General features: G+C 63.9%; 18 protein-coding genes. 6 read left to right on the top strand and 12 right to left on the bottom strand.

Features of this window, described 5'->3' with window-relative positions; translation table 11 throughout:
* The first annotated feature begins 79 nt into the window (after positions 1–79).
* Both NKI96_RS01850 and NKI96_RS01845 read left to right on the top strand, forming a co-directional pair.
* Complete coding sequence (locus tag NKI96_RS01850) at positions 80–583, top strand: GNAT family N-acetyltransferase (RefSeq protein ID WP_352802682.1); 504 nt, start codon at positions 80–82, stop codon at positions 581–583.
* Positions 580–1608: a histone deacetylase family protein gene (locus NKI96_RS01845; RefSeq protein ID WP_352802679.1), complete on the top strand. Its 1029-nt coding sequence runs from the start codon at positions 580–582 to the stop codon at positions 1606–1608. Before NKI96_RS01850 ends, NKI96_RS01845 begins: the two co-directional genes overlap by 4 nt.
* Positions 1609–1612: 4 nt before the next feature.
* Here the strand turns inward: NKI96_RS01845 and NKI96_RS01840 are convergent, their stop codons facing one another.
* The 3 genes from NKI96_RS01840 to NKI96_RS01830 all read right to left on the bottom strand — a co-directional run bounded on the left by NKI96_RS01840 (position 1613) and on the right by NKI96_RS01830 (position 4657).
* A complete protein-coding gene (locus tag NKI96_RS01840) occupies positions 1613–2875 on the bottom strand; it encodes a cysteine desulfurase-like protein (protein WP_352759319.1) in 1263 nt (420 codons plus the stop codon).
* A gap of 52 nt (positions 2876–2927) precedes the next feature.
* A complete protein-coding gene (locus NKI96_RS01835) occupies positions 2928–3995 on the bottom strand; it encodes an aldo/keto reductase (protein ID WP_023745986.1) in 1068 nt (355 codons plus the stop codon).
* A gap of 119 nt (positions 3996–4114) precedes the next feature.
* Positions 4115–4657, bottom strand: a complete 543-nt coding sequence (locus NKI96_RS01830; RefSeq protein WP_023706484.1) for a hypothetical protein — start codon at positions 4655–4657, stop codon at positions 4115–4117.
* Between the two features lie 330 nt (positions 4658–4987).
* Between NKI96_RS01830 and NKI96_RS01825 the strand changes: the two genes are divergently transcribed.
* Entirely contained in the window at positions 4988–5152 is a 165-nt protein-coding gene (locus tag NKI96_RS01825) for a hypothetical protein (RefSeq protein WP_023690170.1), read from the top strand.
* 75 nt (positions 5153–5227) lie between these two features.
* On the opposite strand, the gene NKI96_RS01820 is transcribed toward NKI96_RS01825, so the two are convergent.
* Positions 5228–5734 carry a DUF1993 domain-containing protein gene (locus NKI96_RS01820; protein ID WP_023669071.1) on the bottom strand — a complete coding sequence of 169 codons (507 nt, stop codon included), beginning with the start codon at positions 5732–5734 and terminating at the stop codon, positions 5228–5230.
* Positions 5735–5858: 124 nt separating this feature from the next.
* Here NKI96_RS01820 and NKI96_RS01815 point away from each other — a divergent pair, with 124 nt between their 5' ends.
* Positions 5859–6917, top strand: coding sequence for a DUF1176 domain-containing protein (locus NKI96_RS01815; protein WP_352802676.1), 1059 nt, complete (start codon positions 5859–5861; stop codon positions 6915–6917).
* Positions 6918–6953: 36 nt separating this feature from the next.
* On the opposite strand, the gene NKI96_RS01810 is transcribed toward NKI96_RS01815, so the two are convergent.
* From NKI96_RS01810 to NKI96_RS01775, 8 genes are all read right to left on the bottom strand, one after another.
* On the bottom strand, positions 6954–8159 hold the full coding sequence (locus tag NKI96_RS01810; RefSeq protein ID WP_352802674.1) for an epoxide hydrolase family protein: 1206 nt from the start codon (positions 8157–8159) through the stop codon (positions 6954–6956).
* A 74-nt stretch (positions 8160–8233) separates the two neighbouring features.
* Positions 8234–9145, bottom strand: a complete 912-nt coding sequence (locus NKI96_RS01805; protein WP_245271384.1) for an alpha/beta hydrolase family protein — start codon at positions 9143–9145, stop codon at positions 8234–8236.
* A 185-nt stretch (positions 9146–9330) separates the two neighbouring features.
* On the bottom strand, positions 9331–10941 hold the full coding sequence (locus tag NKI96_RS01800) for an NTP transferase domain-containing protein (RefSeq protein WP_023700843.1): 1611 nt from the start codon (positions 10939–10941) through the stop codon (positions 9331–9333).
* On the bottom strand, positions 10938–11642 hold the full coding sequence (locus NKI96_RS01795) for an XdhC family protein (protein ID WP_023748573.1): 705 nt from the start codon (positions 11640–11642) through the stop codon (positions 10938–10940). Before NKI96_RS01795 ends, NKI96_RS01800 begins: the two co-directional genes overlap by 4 nt.
* Positions 11643–11644: 2 nt before the next feature.
* Positions 11645–11983 carry an XdhC family protein gene (locus NKI96_RS01790; RefSeq protein WP_023669077.1) on the bottom strand — a complete coding sequence of 113 codons (339 nt, stop codon included), beginning with the start codon at positions 11981–11983 and terminating at the stop codon, positions 11645–11647.
* A 58-nt stretch (positions 11984–12041) separates the two neighbouring features.
* Entirely contained in the window at positions 12042–13286 is a 1245-nt protein-coding gene (locus NKI96_RS01785; protein ID WP_352802670.1) for a vWA domain-containing protein, read from the bottom strand.
* 5 nt (positions 13287–13291) lie between these two features.
* Positions 13292–14221, bottom strand: coding sequence for an AAA family ATPase (locus tag NKI96_RS01780; RefSeq protein WP_352545828.1), 930 nt, complete (start codon positions 14219–14221; stop codon positions 13292–13294).
* Entirely contained in the window at positions 14218–14745 is a 528-nt protein-coding gene (locus NKI96_RS01775; protein WP_023711481.1) for a flavin reductase, read from the bottom strand. Before NKI96_RS01775 ends, NKI96_RS01780 begins: the two co-directional genes overlap by 4 nt.
* 180 nt (positions 14746–14925) lie before the next feature.
* Between NKI96_RS01775 and NKI96_RS01770 the strand changes: the two genes are divergently transcribed.
* A complete protein-coding gene (locus tag NKI96_RS01770; RefSeq protein WP_023743126.1) occupies positions 14926–15996 on the top strand; it encodes a branched-chain amino acid ABC transporter substrate-binding protein in 1071 nt (356 codons plus the stop codon).
* Positions 15996–17015 (top strand): P1 family peptidase, encoded by a 1020-nt coding sequence (locus NKI96_RS01765; RefSeq protein ID WP_352802668.1) that lies wholly within the window; start codon positions 15996–15998, stop codon positions 17013–17015. Before NKI96_RS01770 ends, NKI96_RS01765 begins: the two co-directional genes overlap by 1 nt.
* The last annotated feature ends 6 nt before the right edge of the window (positions 17016–17021 follow it).

Here is a 17021-nt window from a genome sequence, read left to right as displayed (position 1 = left end):
CGCCAAAGCTGCCAATCTCCCCCCTTGAGGGTGAGATGTCCGGCAGGACAGAGGGGGGTGCCTGGGCGCCTTGCCTATCGTGAGTACAGTCACCCTCCGCCCCGGCACCATCGACGACGTCGACACCATCCATGCCGCGCTGCTCAAGCTCGGCACCCATATCGGCGCGCATCAGGAGATCACGTCCACTGCCGACGATCTCCGCCGCTACGGCTTTGGCGACAAACCCGCCTTCTCCACCCTGATCGCCGAGATCGGCGGCGATTTTGCGGGGCTCTGCCTGCATTTCCCGATCTTCTCGACATGGATGGGGCGGCCCGGCGTCTATATCCAGGACCTCTATGTCGAGGACCGGTTTCGCGGCCGCAAGATCGGCGAAAGACTGCTGCGCCGGGTCGCGCTCGAATGCCGCCGGGATGGCGGCGCCTATCTCAGGCTGTCCGTCGACACCGACAATGACGGCGCCAAGGCTTTTTATGAGCGGCTGGGCATCGCCTGGTCGAGCTACGAGCAGACGCAGAAGATTGTTGGCGATGCCTTTTTCGCCTTTGCCGATGCAGCGCAGGATGGGGACGCGGAATGAAAGCCTTCTTTGCCGAGGAGCAGAAACGCCACGACCCGAAGGCCTTTCTGTCCAGCGGTACGCCGCAGCCCAATCCCGAACAGCCGGAGCGGGTAGAGCGATTGTTAGCCGGCGCAAAATCCGCCGGATTGATGATCGAGCGGCCCAGGGAACATGGCCTAGGCCCGGTGGCGGCCGTGCATACGCCGGAGTATCTCGCCTTCCTCGAACACATTTTTGCGCGCTGGCAGCGCATCGAGAGCGCATCCGCGGAAGTCATCCCCAACATCCATCCACTGGCCCGCACAGGGTCCTATCCGGCCTCGGCGGTCGGCCAGGCCGGCTACCACATGGCCGACACCGCTTGCCCGATTTCGGCCGAGACCTGGCAGAGCGCGCTGTGGAGCGCCTGGAGCGCGGTCGAGGCGGCTGAAACCGTCATGGCTGGCGCGCCCGCCGCCTATGCGCTCTGCCGGCCATCCGGGCACCATGCCTTTGCCGATGTCGCCGGCGGCTTCTGCTTCATCAACAATTCAGCGGTCGCGGCCCAGGTGTTGCGCAAGCAGGCAGCGCGGGTGGTGATCCTCGATGTCGACCTGCATCACGGCAATGGCACGCAAGGCATCTTTTATACGCGTTCCGACGTCCTGACGGTGTCGCTGCACGCCGATCCGGTGCGCTTCTATCCGTTCTTCTGGGGCCATGCCGATGAGCGCGGCGAAGGTCCGGGCCTCGGCTATAATTTCAACCTGCCATTGCCGCGCAAATCAGCCGACGCGGCGTTTCTGGAGGCCCTCGAAGTGGCGTTCCAGCGTATCCGCGCCTTTTCGCCGGACGCGCTGGTCGTGGCGCTCGGTCTCGATGCGTTCGAGGGCGATCCGTTCGGCGGGCTTTCGGTGACCACGCCCGGTTTCTCGCGGATCGGCGAGGCAATTGCCAAGCTCGGCCTGCCGACGGTTATCGTCCAGGAAGGCGGCTATCTTTGCGACGCGCTCGGCGACAATCTCACGGCGTTCCTCACCGGTTTCGGCGGCAAACAGCGATAGCTGACTAGCGCTGCTGCCTCAGCATGGCGATCACCCGGTGCACGCTTTCCAACGTCTCGTCGATCTCTGCCGCCGTGTTGTAGTGCGCAATACCGATGCGCACGACTCCCTGCTCGGCCGGAATGCCGAGATGGTGGACGATCTCCCAGGCGTAGTTGTGACCCGACCATAGAAAAATGTTCTCGGCATTCATCTGCCGCACGATCGTCTCTGGCACGATGCCGTCGACGGTGAAGGACACGGTCGGCACGCGCTCAATGACACGCTTCTGATCTGTGATGCCGCGGATGGTCAGGCCCTCAATGGCGGACAGCCCATCGATCAGCCTCAGCGCCAGCGGGTTTTCGTAGGCGATCGACACTTCGTATGCCTTTGCGATCTTTTGCCTTCGCGAACCGCCCTCGCCGGCCGCAGCACCGAGTTCGGCGAAGTAATCGACCGCTGCGGTAAGTCCGGCCATCAGTTCGATCTGCGGCGTACCGAGTTCGAAGCGCTCCGGCAGGCCATTGGACGAGCAACGGCATTTGTAGGGTTGCAGCGCATCGATGATGTCGCGGCGGCCCCAAAGAATGCCCATGTGCGGGCCGAAGAACTTGTAGGCAGAGCAAACCAGGAAGTCGCAGCCGAGGTCCTGCACGTCGACCAGCCCATGCGGCGCGAACTGCACGGCGTCGACATAGACCACCGCGCCGGCCTGTTTGGCGATGGCCGTCAGCGCTTTCACCCGATTGATCGAGCCGGTGAGGTTCGAGGCATAGTTCAGCGCCACGAGCCGAGTCTTGTCGGTGAGCAGGGCGCTGAGCGCCGCCTCCTCGACCTGCCAGCTCTTTTCGTCGAAGGGCAGGAAGCGCACGACGAGGCCAAGATCTTCGGCCAGCTGCAGCCAGGGCGAGACGTTGCCCTCATGATCCATGCGGGTGACGATGATCTCGTCGCCGGGCTTGAAGCCGCGGCCGAGCGTGCGCGACATGTGATAGGTCAGCGTCGTCATGTTGGCGCCGATGATTATTTCCTCCGCGCTCGCTGCACCCAGGAAATCGGTCATCGCCGCATGGGCGTCGTCGAACACCTTTTGCGCGGCACGCGTGGTTTCGAAATAGCCGCCGAGATTGGCGTTGGTGGTGAGGAGGCAGCGCGCCACCGCGTCGGCAACCGCTTGCGGCACCTGGGTGCCGGCCGGATTGTCGAGATAGATGCGCCGGCGGCCCTTGTCGGTCAGGTCCAGCGCCGGAAATTTTCCCCTGACGGTCTCGATCGGAAAATCCATGGCTGTCCCCTTCCCCTTGTCTTTGCTCGGCAATCCCGGCCAAACGGTCTGCTTATGGGCACGGATTGCCGACGCGCTGGTGGATCGCATCCACGCCCTTCTGCATCTCGTCGGTCCAGGTCACGTCGGCTGACGACAGCGCCATCTCAAGCTGGGCAATCGTCGTCGCGCCGATGATGCTGGAGGTGACGAACGGCCGGCTGGCGACATAGGCGTTGGCAAACAGCGCAGGTTCAAGGCCGAAGGAGCGCGCCAGTTCGTTGTATGCGAGCTGCGCTTCCGCGGCATTCGGCGTCTCGTAGCGCTGGCCGCGGTTGAACAGCTGCGAGCGCGAGCCTTGCGGTCGCGCGCCATGGTCGTATTTGCCGGTGAGATAGCCTTGCGCCAGCGGCGAATAGGCGAGAAAGCCAACCTCTTCGCGGTCGCAGACTTCGGCGAGGTTCACCTCAAAGGTGCGGTTGACCAGATTGTAGGCGTTCTGCAGCGAAACGATGCGCGGGCCGACGCCCTTGTCGGCCTCGGCAATGAAGCGCATGACGCCCCAGGAGTTCTCGTTCGACAGGCCGAGATGGCGGATCTTTCCCGCCTTCACCAGCTCCTCGAAGACGGCGAGTGTCTCGGCGATCGGCGTCTCGCCGGCCGGCGCGCCAACGGCGTCGGCACGGCGCGGCACAGCACCCACGCGGGTCGGATTGGCGCCCCAGGGAATGTCACGTTCCGGCCAATGGATCTGATAGAGATCAAGATAGTCGGTGCCGAGCTTGGCCAGCGATTTGTCGATGGCGTCAAAGATGTCGGCGCGCACCAGCTTCGACGGACGGCCGCCGCGGAACCAGCTGTTGGCGGTGCGGCCGACCACTTTCGAGGCCAGGATGACCTTGTCGCGGTTGCCGTTGGCCTTCATCCAGCTGCCGATGAACTTCTCCGTCCGTCCTTGAGTCTCCTCTTTGGGCGGGATCGGGTAGAGCTCGGCGGTGTCGATGAAATTCACACCGCGCTCAAAGGCCAGATCCATCTGCGCATGGCCTTCGGCCTCGGTGTTCTGCTCGCCCCAGGTCATCGACCCCAGGCAGATCTGGGTAACAAGAAGATCGGTCCGACCGAGACGGCGTTTGTGCATGGGGTTTCTCCGGCGGGAGGTTTGCGCGGACAGCGCGGGAAGGAAGCCGCATGTATAGGGAAAGCGGCGCCGCTCTCCAACCCTCAGGGAACCCGACTTTTGCGTGAACCCTGGAAAAGTCAGCGCCGGACGCCGGCCAGCGCGCGCCGCTTGGCCTCATCGATCAGCATATTGGCCACCTGCATGCGGATCATGGCGCGCTGGCGCAGATGCGGCGCGACGCGGTCGGGGTGGTTGGCGAAGGCGAAGCTGCGGCGCATGCGGCCGAGATCGGCGTTCTTGACGGGATGATCGAGGCCGAGCTCGACGGCGATCGCGTCAGGGTCGATCGGCGGCAGCTTTTCCTCGGGCTTTGCCTCCTCGCCGGCCAGCGCCAGCTTGGCATGATCGAGAAGGGCCGCGAATTCTGCGGCCAGATCGGCTCCCGCCTCGCGGTATTCGGCGGCGAATGTTTCGCCCGAGACCTTGATGCGGCCGGAATGAAGCTCGTCGGCCACGGAGAGATAGTCGAACGGGATCGACGGCCGGGCGCTCGTCTCTTCCGCCGCCTCATCCTTGTCGGAGGCAACGAACAGATCGTCGAGCAAGGAAGCGAAATCCCGCTTGGCGCCGATGTCAGCCTCCCCCTCGTTTAAGCGTGCGAACAGAGCCGGTCGCAGCATAGAACCGGCTCGTTAAAAATGAATGCCGCTGATCTTAACCAGTTTAGGCGTTTGCGAGGTTTGGGCGGGCCCGGTTGGCGATGCGCAAGACCCGACAAAAAGCCGGACTGCATTTGCATGCAGTCCGGAAATTCGCCAGGAGTGGCGAGGAAAAGCCGGCCATGTGCCAGCGTCTATGCATACGGTGGGGATGCGCCACAAGTTTCAGCGCACGCGGCAATTGTGCCGAAAAAAAATCGCTTGGCATGGCTGCCATGCAAATGCTGCACTGCACAATCTTCACAATTTTCCTATACTCGGCGCCGTGGAGGATCAACAAGGGGCCGAATCATGGGGTTCTTCACTGAAATGTTTGCCCGTCCGCGTCCGCAGGAGCATCAGCGTTATCGTTCCGCCCTGGCACTGCTGCACTCGATGAGCAATGCCGACCGCGCCGACATCGGCGTCAAGCCGGCCGATTTCCCACGCATCGCGCGCGAAATGTCACTGCGTTGAGTAAGCCTTGGCGCTGAACCAGCGTCATACGAGGTTTCCCGGCAGCGGCCGGGAAACCTCGCAACGCGCAATTCGTCAACGATTACCGAGATAGGCGCCCTTGGTCAGCGGCACGCCATTGTGGCGCAGGATGTCGTAGGCGGTGGTCACGTGGAAATAGAAGTTGGGCATGGCGACATGCAGCAGATACTGCATGCCGGGCATCGAAGCCTCGCGCTGGCCAAACTTCAATTCGACCACCCTTTCATCCGAACCATCGAATTCGGCGGCCGAGAATGACGCCAGCAGATCGAGCGTCTTGGTCAGGCGCGCCTGAAGCTCGGCGAAGGTCGCTTCATTGTCTTCGTATTTCGGCACCTCGCGACGGGCCAGCCGTGATGGCGCGCCCTTGGCGTGGTCGGTGGCGACCTGCACCTGCCTGACCAGCGCGTACATGTCGGGCGCCAACCTCGCGGTCAAAAACACCTGCGGGTCGATCTTGCGCTCGGTTGCATTCTGTTCGGCCGCCGACAGCACGCCGGACAGCGCCTTCAGCCTGGCCGAAAACACCGGCACCGAGGCTTCATACATCGATAGTGTCACGTTCAAATCTCCATTGCGGCTGAAGCGCCGACGGCGGGACGTAGCGCCTTCCCGGAGGATTTTTCAAGCGTCACCACGTCGCCGCAATCTCTATGATAGACTCCTTCGTGGTGGAGATTCTCCGATGAGACGCGTCTTTCTGGCAGCGGCCGCCTTTTGCTCCCTTGCCGCATCCGGCCAGGCTGTGTTCGCCGACGATGAACCGGCAGCCGATGGCCAAGCCCCTTACGTCGATGACAGGTCGGACGCCGCAGCCGTCATCCGCTCGCTCTACAGCGCCATCAACCGGCACGAATTCGCCCGCGCCTGGGCTTACTACGGCGATACCAAGCCGGCAAAGGATTTTGATACCTTCGTCAAGGGCTATGACGGCACCGACAAGGTCGACGTCGAAACCGGCGCCATTTCCGATGAAGGTGCGGCCGGCAGCATCTATTACAGCGTTCCTGTCGCCATCCGCGCCACCGACAAGGACGGCAATGAAGCGGTCTTCGCCGGCTGCTACACGCTGCGCCAGGTCAGCGCTCAGATCCAGGCCCCGCCGTTCCGACCGATCTTTATCGACAAGGGCGCGCTGAAGCCGTCCAAGGCCGATTTCGAGGAGGCGCTGCCGCCAAGCTGTGGTGACGGGCCGCCGCCGCCGAAGAAGGACACCGCACTCGAGCACGTGAAGAAACTGTTCGCCGCCGATTATGGCGATCAGTGTGACAAGCAGTTTCTCGGCGAGGAGCCGAACATCTTTTCGATCAAATACAAGGCAAAGGACGCGGCTGCCAGCGATCCCGACAAGGAAACGCGGCTTTTCGAGTTCTACTGCCAAGCGGCAGCCTATAACGCAAGTTCGGTCTACTACATGACCGACGAAGTATCGGGCGTGCGGCAGTTGCAGTTCACCGAGCCCGAAATGGATATCCGTTACGAGAACAATGACAGCGACGGCAAACTGCTGGGCATGGATATCATCGGCTTCCGCACGACCGGCTGGGCGGCCAACTCCGAATATGACGAAGACGCCAAGACGCTGACCACGTTCAACAAATGGCGCGGCATCGGCGACGCCTCGGACAAGGGGATATACCTGTTCCGTAACGGCGATTTTTCCCTCGTCCAATATGATGTGGACGCGTCTTACGATGGCGAGGAGAACCCGCGGACGGTGGTCGACTACAACACCGCGCCGTAGGGATCTTATCAGGAACCGCCGCGCTAAAGCAGTCCTTCACATTCGCCTTCTCGTTTCAGGCCGCGAACGCATCGGCCGGAAGAAGGCGCGAATGTCCTGGACCAGAAGACTCGGTTCCTCCAGCGCAGCGAAATGGCCGCCTCGCGGCATCGATGTCCATCGCTGAACGTCAAAGACCCGCGCCACCCAGGATCGAGGCGGCATCGGCAACTCGCGAGGGAAAAGCGCTACCCCAAATGGCGGCGAAACGCGTTCCAGCGTCTCGAACGAAAGAGGGAACAGTCGATTCTCCTTGTAGAGCCGCAAGGACGAGGTGAGCGCGTTGCTGAACCAATAGAGCGAAACATCCGTAAGGAGCGTGTCCATGCCGAAGGTGCGCTCCACGTCACCGTCGCAATCGCTCCAGCTACGGAACTTCTCGATCATCCAGGCTGCGAGACCGATCGGCGAGTCTGTCAGAGCATAAGCAAGCGTCTGAGGCTTCGTGCCCTGCAGATGGGCATAGGCGCCCTCCGTTGCCGTCCAGGCCGCGGCCTTGTCCAGAAAGGCCTGCTCCTCAACGGTGACAGGTGGCAGACCTGCACCCAAGGGTGGCCGATAGCTCCCGGGAATGTAATTGACGTGGACGCCAAGCACGCTTTCGGAATGGAGCCGTGCCATCCAGGCGGAAACGCCCGCGCCGATGTCGCCTCCTTGGGAAGCGAAGCGGTCGTAGCCGAGCCCCCGCATCAACTGTACCCATAACTCCGCGATACGGCCGGAATGGAAGCCTGGTTCCGTCGGCGCCTGGGAAAAGCCGTATCCGGGCAAGGAGGGAACTACCACGTGGAAAGCGTCGGCCGGGTCACCACCATGGGCAGCTGGGTCTGCCAGCAATGGAATGACGTGTTCCATTTCGACGAACGAGCCGGGCCAGCCATGCGTCATGATCAGCGGCAGCGGCGCCGGTCCGTTGCCTGGCTGGTGGACAAAGTGGACATCTAGGTTGTTCAGCCTCGTCAGATATTGCGGCAGCCGGTTCAGCCGCGCCTCTTGCACTCTCCAGTCGAAGCGGTCTCGCCAGTAATCCGCAAGGCGCTTGATGAATGGCAGGTCGGCCCCATCGTTCCAGCCCGCTTCGCTTAGCGAAATTGGCCATCGTGTTGCGCTAAGCCGGCGCTGGAGATCTTCAAGTTGTTCGTTCGGAATTTGGATCTTGAAGGGGTGGGCGTCCATCGCTGTGCTTCCGATCTGTTGGATCATATCAGCCTACACCTAAGAGGATATCGGCCGAACCATGATTGCCAAAACCAAGGGGCACCCCTGGGCGATATGCCTTAGGGCGCCTTCGACAGCATCCAGTTCAGCGTTTGGCGCCAGTCGACCATGCGGATCGGCGTGCCATGGGTGCCGGTCTCGAACCGGACGAATCGGGTCGGATAGGCTTTCGAGTTCGCAGTGATGGAGCGGAAGAAGGCTTCCTGCTTCTCCACGGGAAAGACCGGATCCTTGCTGCCTTGGCCGAAGAACACCGGCACATGGCGCCTGTAGGCCGGGCTCGACAGGAAACTGTCATCCCACAGCGAGCCGAGCAGCAGCAGCCCGTTGATGCGCCGTCCCGTATCGCTGCGGCCGGCCAGCTTCCAGCACAGCGCGCCGCCCATCGAGCCACAGGCGACGAAGATTTTCGCGTCCGGCGAGGCCTCGGCATAGTGGCCGATCAGCGCTGCGACCTGGGCCGCGCCCTTGTCGCCGAAATCGGTGAAATCGGGTGAGAGATAGAGGCCGCCATTGCCGGCCATCAGGTTCTTGATGCGGTTGAAGTTGCCGCCGAAGGTGAAGTCGTCGACGCCCTGCTTGCGGCTGCCGCCCTGCCCGTGCAGGTAAAGCACGATGATACCGGCGCCTTCGGTCTTGCCTACGGCGACATGCCTGACATCGCCGGCATCGGTTTTCAGCATCAAATCCCGCTGCACCTTGCGCACGCCGGTGTCGGTATACTTAGCCTGCACGCGCTTTTCCGGCACTTCGTCGCGGTCGTTGATGTCGCGCATCTCGCGATAGTCGATGACGGTGTAGGCGCCTTTGTCCGTGGACGAGAGCGTCGCCGGATAGGCGAAGAGGTCATCCTTGTAGGGTTTTAGTTCGAGCGCGTCGGCGTGGGCGGCAGAGAACAGGAAAAAGAGCGAAATCAGAAGGCTATGGAGCGCGGCCGCCCCCCTCTGGCCTGCCGGCCATCTCCCCCTCAAGGGGGGAGATTGGATATCACGCCGCCTTCCGCCAATCTTCAAAGCTGCAGGATAGACGCCGCCATCGAGGCTGCTGATCTCTCCCCTTGAGGGGGAGATGGCCGGCAGGCCAGAGGGGGGTAGAAGCGCTGAGGCAAGTAAAGAGAGAGCCATGCTAAAGGCATGCGTTTTTCGGCTTCGCTTTGTCAATCCTGCAGCACGCCGCCGGCGTCTTCGAGCGCCTCGCGGGTGTCGACATCGATCGACGCGCCGTCGCCGATCTCGACGTCGATGACATCCAGTCCCTCGGCCTCGACCAGATGGCGGGCGCCGGTGTCGCCCTCGAGGTGGGCGATGCCTCCAAACAGCGCGCGTGGCAGCAGCACCGGATTGCCGCGGCGGCCGTCATGGGCGGCACGCACCACTGAGCGGCCGCCGTCCCTACGGAAGGCCTCGATCAGCCTGTCGAGATCGGTCGAGGAAATGCCCGGCATGTCGCCGAGGACGATCATGGCGCCGGCCGCCTCGGCTCCAACGCGGGCAATGCCGGCTTTTAGAGACGAGGACAGGCCGTCGGCAAAATCCGGGTTGTCGGCAAAGATCACGTCGAGGCCCGAGAGAGCGGCGTGCACCCGCTCGCGCTGATGGCCGGTGACGACAACGGTGGCAGAAGCCTTGGAATCGAGCGCCCGTTCAGCGGTGCGGCGCACCAGCGGCTTGCCGTCGAACAGCGCCAGAAGCTTGTTCGGCCCGCCCATGCGGCTGGAGCGACCGGCGGCCAGAAGCACGATCTCGACCTTCAGCCCGGCTCTCGCCGGCAGCGGCTCGCGCGGCTGCGGCCTGGTCGGGATTTCCATCAACAGGCCGCCAACGCCCATGCCGGCGATGTCCTTGGCGGTGACGTCGAGACCTGCGATCAGCCTGTCGAGCACCCAATCGAAACCGTTCTCCTTGGGGCTGCGGGCGCAACCGGGCGCGCCGATGACGCGCTTGCCGTCGAGCGTGCCCAGCACCAGCAGATTGCCGGGATCGACGGGCATGCCCGCGCGGATCACCGTGCCACCTGCTGCCTCGATCGCCGCCGGAACGACATCGTTGAAATCGCTCATCGCCGAGGCGCCGAAGATCACCACCATGTCGTTGTCGCGCGCCAGCGCGGCCGCTGCATCGGCGACGGGCGCAATCTCGTGCGGCGTGCGGCGCTCCGTCGTCAGCCGGGCGCCGGAGCGTGCCAGCCGCGCTTCGGTGACGCGCAGCGTTTTGTCGAGCACGCTGGGCTTGATGCCGGGCAGCATCGTCTGAATGACGCCGATGCGCACCGGATGGTAGGCGTTGACGGCGAAGATCTCGCCGCCGGCGCAGATCTTCGTCACCTTGTCGACCAGAGCCGTGGCAACAGCGAACGGGATGATCTTGACCGTCGCCACCATTTGCCCCGTCTCGACAGGTGCGTGCTGCGCCAGCGTGGCGATGGTGATGGTCGGGTCGACCGCATTGATGGCGTCGATCATGGCGGCATCGACGGTGAAGAGACCGGCGGCCTTGGCATGGAGGTTGACGCGGCCGGTCGCGGCCGGTTTTGCCTCGATGTTGCGGTGGGCCATGCTGGCAGCAATCTTTTCGGCCGCCGCATCCTCGCTGAGGTCATCGGCGGCAAGCACCGCCACGACGATCTCGGTAATGCCGGCCGCCTTCAGCACCGCCACGTCCTGCGTGCTCAGCCTGTGCGCCTTGCGGAAACGCCGCTCGCCCGCCGTCGTGGCATGCGCCAGCACCGCGCCTTGCGCCTGATCGATCGGGATCGGCCCGAACTTCACGCCGCCGCGCCTTTGGCTTCGAGACCGCGCGAGCGAAAGGCGTGGATCGTCTGCGCCAGGATGGCGACGGCGATCTCGGCCGGGCTCGCCGCGCCAATGTCGATACCGATCGGTGCGTGGATGCGGGCGATCTGGTCGGCGCTGGCGCCGAGCGCCAGCAGGCGCTCGACGCGCCTGGCGTGTGTTTTGCGGCTGCCGAGTGCGCCGACATAGAAACAGTTGGCGTCGAGCGCGGCCTTCAGTGCGAAATCGTCGATCTTCGGATCATGGGTGACGGCGGCGAGCGCCGTATAGCTGTCGAGCGGCTGGCGCTTCACCACATCCTCCGGCCATTCGGCATGCAGGGCTACATCGGGAAAACGGTCCGGGGTGGCGAAGGCGGTGCGCGGATCGACGATCTCCAAGGGATAGCCGGCGATCCTGGCCATCGGCGCCAGCGCCTGACTGATATGGACGGCGCCGACTACCACCAGGCGCGGCTGCGGCAAATGCGCGTTGAGGAAGAAGGTGCGCCCTTCAGCCTCGACCGAACCGGAATTGCCGGTGCGAAATGCCTTGGCGATCGCTTGCCCGAGTTCCCCGGCAACCTGGTCGCCTTCGCGCACGATGCGGTCGCGGCCATCGCCGAGGTCGGTGACCAGGATCGCGGCGCGGCGCGCGCGACGTTCGGCATTCAGGGTTTTAAGAGCGTAAGGATCCATGCCTAACCAAGCCGCTCCACATAGACCTTGATGCGGCCGCCGCAGGACAGGCCGACCTGCCAGGCGGTTTCGTCGGCAACGCCGAACTCCAGCATCTTCGCTTTCCCCGAGTCGATGACGTCCATCGCCTCGCTCACCACGGTACCCTCAACGCAGCCGCCCGAGACCGAGCCGTGAAAATTGCCTTCGGCGTCAATGACCAGATGACTGCCGGCCGGCCTCGGCGCCGAACCCCAGGTCTCGACCACAGTGGCGATGGCGACATCCTTGCCGTCCTTCATCCAGCCCTCCGCGATGATCAGCGGATCGCGGGCTTCATCGAGATAGATGCTGTTGTCCATGATCGCTTGCCTCAAAGTCTGTTTTTCTCTGGGAGCCTGTTTTCGGAATCCAATATGGCTATGCGGCGCGCCTGACACCAGCGTCCAGCCAGCGACGCGGATCGACCGAAGCGGCGGATTTCTTGTCCAGCGAGGCGCAGAGGTCGGCCAGCGCATCGAGATTGTGTACCGAGCGGAACTCGTCGACATGAGGCAGCATCGCTCTGACGCCGCGGGCCCGCGCCTCGAAGCCGCCAAAGCGCAGAAGCGGGTTGAGCCAGATCAGCCGCCGGCAGGATTTGTGCAGGCGATCCATTTCTTGCGACAGGCCGGAAACATCGTCGCGCTCCAAACCGTCGGTGATCAAAAGCACCACCGCGCCCTGCCCGAGCACGCGGCGTGACCAGTGCTTGTTGAACTCCGCCAGCGTATCGCCGATGCGGGTGCCGCCCGACCAGTCCTTGACCGCCGCCGAGCAGTCGGCAAGGGCGGCATCGGGGTCGCGATGGCGCATCTGCCGCGTGAGATTGGTCAGCCGCGTGCCGAAGACGAAGGTGTGCACGCGCCGCCGTTTTTCGGTCAGCGCATGCAGAAAGTGCAGGAAGATGCGCGTGTACTGGCTCATCGAACCGGAGATATCGGCGAGAACCACCAGCGGCGGATGCACTTCGCGGGCTGAGCGGAATTTCGGCAGGATCAGTTCGCCGCCGGTGCGCGCGGCCGAGCGCATCATGGCGCGTGGATCGATACGGCGGCCATGCAGGTCTGCCTTGAAGCGTCGGGTACGGACCATGTCGAACGGCAGCCGCAGCCGGGCAATCGCCTTCTTGGCGTCTGCCATCTCGTCGGCATTCATCTGGGCAAAGTCCTTGCCGCGCAGCACTTCATTCCCGGAGAAGGTTAGCCGGGCGTCGACTTCGATCTCCGGGATTTCCCTGACCGGCCGATTCTTCTCGTGGCCTTCGAACATGGCCTGGCTGACGCGGTTTTCTGCCGCGCGCGGCTTTTGCTTCTCCCTGGTGTCGGGCGCCACAGGCGAGAACATCGCCAGAAGTTTCTCGATCAGCTCGCGCGATTTCCAGAACAGCCGGAAGGCTTCGTCGAAAACAGGGTGATCCTCGTGCCGCGACACCAGCACGGCATGCAGCGTCCAGTAGAAATCGTCGCGCGAACCGATGCCGGCTGCCAGCACCGCCTCGATCCCATCCTTGACCGAAGCCGGCCCGACCCGCATGCCGGATTTGCGCAAGGTGCGGGCGAAATAGACGATGTTGTCGGCGATGCGCCCGTCTTCCGTCGCCTCTCTGGGTTCGGGCGCCTTCACTTGCCCTACTCCGCCGCCGCCAGCTCGGCCTTGACCTCGTCGAGGATACGCCGGCCCTCGCCCGCGCCGATGCGGGCAATGTCGTCCTGGTATTTCAACAAAACGCCGATCGTGTCGGAGACGGTTTCGGGATCAAGCGCCACCTTGTCGAGTTCGGTCAGCGCGCCGGCCCAGTCGATGGTTTCGGCGACACCCGGCGCCTTGAACAGCTCGACCCGGCGCAGCTTCTGGATGAACGACACGACTTCCGCGGAAAGTCGGCTGTTGGCCTGCGGCACCTTGCGGCGCACGATCTCCAACTCGCGCTCGGCATTGGGATAGTCGACCCAGTGATAGAGGCAGCGCCGCTTCAGCGCGTCGTGGATTTCGCGGGTGCGGTTGGTGGTGATGATGACGATCGGCCGCTCCTCTGCCTTGATGGTGCCAAGCTCAGGCACCGTCACCTGGAAATCGGACAGGATTTCGAGCAGGAATGCTTCGAAAGCCTCGTCGGTGCGGTCGAGCTCATCGATCAGGAACACCGGGGCCGCACCCGCCTTGCCGGTCAGCGCATCGAGCACCGGGCGGCGGATCAGGTATTTTTCGGAAAAGACATTCCGCTCCATGTCGGAGCGGTCGACCGAGCCTGCCGCCTCCTCCATGCGGATTTCTATCATCTGCGCGGCGTAATTCCACTCATAGACAGCGGACGAGACGTCGAGCCCTTCATAGCATTGCAGGCGGATCAGCCGGCGGCCGAGTGCCTGCGCCAGCACCTTGGCGATCTCGGTCTTGCCGACGCCGGCCTCCCCTTCAAGGAACAGCGGCCGCTGCATGCGCAGGGACAGGAACAGCACCGTTGCCAGCGAGCGGTCCGCGACGTAGTCCGCGCCGGTCAGGAGATCGAGCGTTTCGTCGATCGTCCGCGGCGCGGGGCGCGGTTTCAGCTCGGTCATTCTTTCTCCGTTGCCGCCTCTGCTCCGCTCTGCAGCACGTGGTAGTCGCGGGCGTGGTAGATCAGCGGCCGCAAATTATCGCCCATGCGCAGGCCTGTCACCTTGCCAAAAAGCACACGATGGGTGGCGAGATCCTTGGTGTCCATCAATTCGCAGTCAAAAACCGCAAGAGCGCCCTTCAGGGTAGGCGCGCCGGTCGATATGACGTCCCACTCGCCAAGCGCGAAACGCTCATCGGCAGACAGCCCGGTCAGGCCTGAAAACGCCACCGATAGGGGCTGCTGGTGCGAAGCCAGCGTGTTCAGCGCAAACCGGCGGTTTTGCACGAAGAGCTCGTTCTTGGCATTCTCGCGGTTGAGACAGACGAGAACCGTCGGCGGCGTGTCCGACACCGAACAGGCCGCAATCACCGTCGTGCCGCGTTTGCCGGCGGGCCCGTCGGTGGTCACCACATGGACGTGGCCGGCAAAATGCGCCATCGCGTCGCGATAGGCCTGAGGCCCTATGTCGTTCAACTTCAACACCGATGATTTTCCATAAGCGGGAATCCAAGCGTTATATATGGCGGCACACAATAGGCCACAAGCGAAGTGGTTGACGCCAATCCGCAAATTCCCGTGTTGCGCCTGGGGCGGGCAGCCTTTAGGTCTTGGCGGAAGAGACGCTGGAAGCATGCGACCGGCACGGAGGAATTCGTCGTCAGAATGCGACCCCCAACAGCTGTAATAGCGGCACTGCTCTGGCTGCTGCCGGCAAGCGCCGGCGCGCAGACGCTGCTTGTCGGCGTCGCCGCACCCCTGTCCGGTCCGTCGGCGATCCTGGGCAAGCAGATCGAGGCGGGTGCTGCCCTGGCAGCAGAAGCCAACGGCGCCGAGATCAAGACGGTCGACGATGCCTGCACCGCCGATGGCGGGGCTGCCGCCGCCAGGGAATTCGCCGCTGCGAAGGTCGATATCGTCGTCGGCTTCCTCTGCACCGAGGCGATCCAGGCGGCGCTGCCGATCCTCAAGGACGCTGACATACCGGTCATCACCGTTGGCGTGCGCACCGAAAGCCTGACCGATCGCCGCGCCAAAACCGGCTGGCCGGTCTACCGGCTGGGGCCACGCGGCGACGACGAGCGCAATGCGGTGGCCGGCATCCTGACCCGGCTGTGGCAGAGCGAATTGTTCGCCATCGTCGATGACGGGACCATCTATGGCCGCGAAATCGCCGAGACGCTGCGCGCAGCGGCCGAACAGGCGGCGCTGAAGCCGGTCTTCACAGACACGTTCCGGCCGCAGCTCGACAACCAGATCGGGCTGATCGGCCGGCTGAAGAAGGCGGGCGCGACGCATGTCTTTGCCGGTGGCGACGGCGACGACATCGCCATTATGGGCCGCGACGCCGGCCAGCTCGAGGCCGGCATTGTCTTTGCCGGCGGCGAGAATTTGCGCACGCCACCCGGCGATGAGCCTTACGCCGCCGGCACGCTGATGATCGCGCCGCCGGAATGGGCCGATGTCGCCGATCCCAAGGTGCTGGCGGCGTTTACGGCCAAGAACATCGCGCCGGATGGCTATGCCTTGCCGGCCTACGCGGCGGTGGAGATTGCCAAGGCGGCCTCGGCCGCGCCCCAGACCTCGGGCAAGGGGCTGGCCGACGCGCTAACCGGGCATGATTTCACCACCGCGATCGGGCCGCTGCGGTTCGACGACAAAGGCGATCTGAGCCAAAACCTCTATCGCGCCTTCCGCTTCGACGGGACGCGTTTCGTGCCGGCGGAGACGAACTGATGTTTCGCACCGGGCCGCGCAATCTGATCACCGATGTCGCCGGCTTGCGCGTCGGCAACGCGTCGGATGCCACGCTGAAATCGGGCGTCACCACCGTATTGTGCGACGAACCGGCGGTCGGTGGCGTGCAGATCCTCGGCGGCGCGCCGGGCACGCGCGAGACCGATTTGCTCGAACCGCACAATTCCATCGAGGCGGTTCATGCCGTCGTGCTTTCGGGCGGTTCGGCCTTCGGCCTCGACGCCGCGTCGGGCGTGCAGGCGGCGTTGCGTGAAAAAGGCATTGGCGTCGATGTCGGCGGCTTTCGGGTGCCGATCGTGCCGGCGGCGATCCTGTTTGACCTGCGCAATGGCGGCGACAAGGATTGGGGCCGTTATCCTCCCTACCGCGACCTCGGCTACGAAGCCGCCCAGGCGGCAACAGTCGACTTTCCGCTCGGCACAATCGGCGCCGGCACCGGCGCGCTAAGCTCCGGGCTGAAGGGCGGCCTCGGCTCGGCCTCGACCGCGCTCGACAGCGGCATCACCATCGGCGCGCTCGCCGCCGCCAACCCGACCGGCTCGGTGACGATTGCGCGTACACGCTATTTCTGGGCGGCACCCTTCGAGATCGGCGATGAGTTCGGAGGCCTCGGCTATCCCTCGCCGATGCCGGACGACGCCAGGCGGATCCTGTTGAAATACCGCGACAAGCGTGTCGGTGGACAAGTCGAGGCCGGTGGTAACACCACCATCGCCGTCATCGCCACCGATGCCGTGCTGACCAAGGCGGCAGCCAAGCGGCTGGCCATTTCAGCGCATGACGGCTTCGTGCGCGCCATCTGGCCCGTGCACACGCCGGCTGACGGCGATCTGGTGTTCGCGCTGGCGACGGGCAAGAGCGGCATAGAACTCAGCGCCGACGATGCCGTCGATTTCTTTGCCGCCGCCGGCGCCACCATGGCGCGCGCCATCAGCCGCGGCATCCACGCCGCGACGCCGGCCGATGGCGATCTGTTTGCGGTGTGGTCGTCGCGCTGACTTTCA

The sequence above is a fragment of the Mesorhizobium sp. M0292 genome (genome assembly GCF_040321695.1).
In the GTDB taxonomy this organism is placed as follows: domain Bacteria; phylum Pseudomonadota; class Alphaproteobacteria; order Rhizobiales; family Rhizobiaceae; genus Mesorhizobium.
This window is presented reverse-complemented; position numbering and strand designations above follow the sequence as displayed.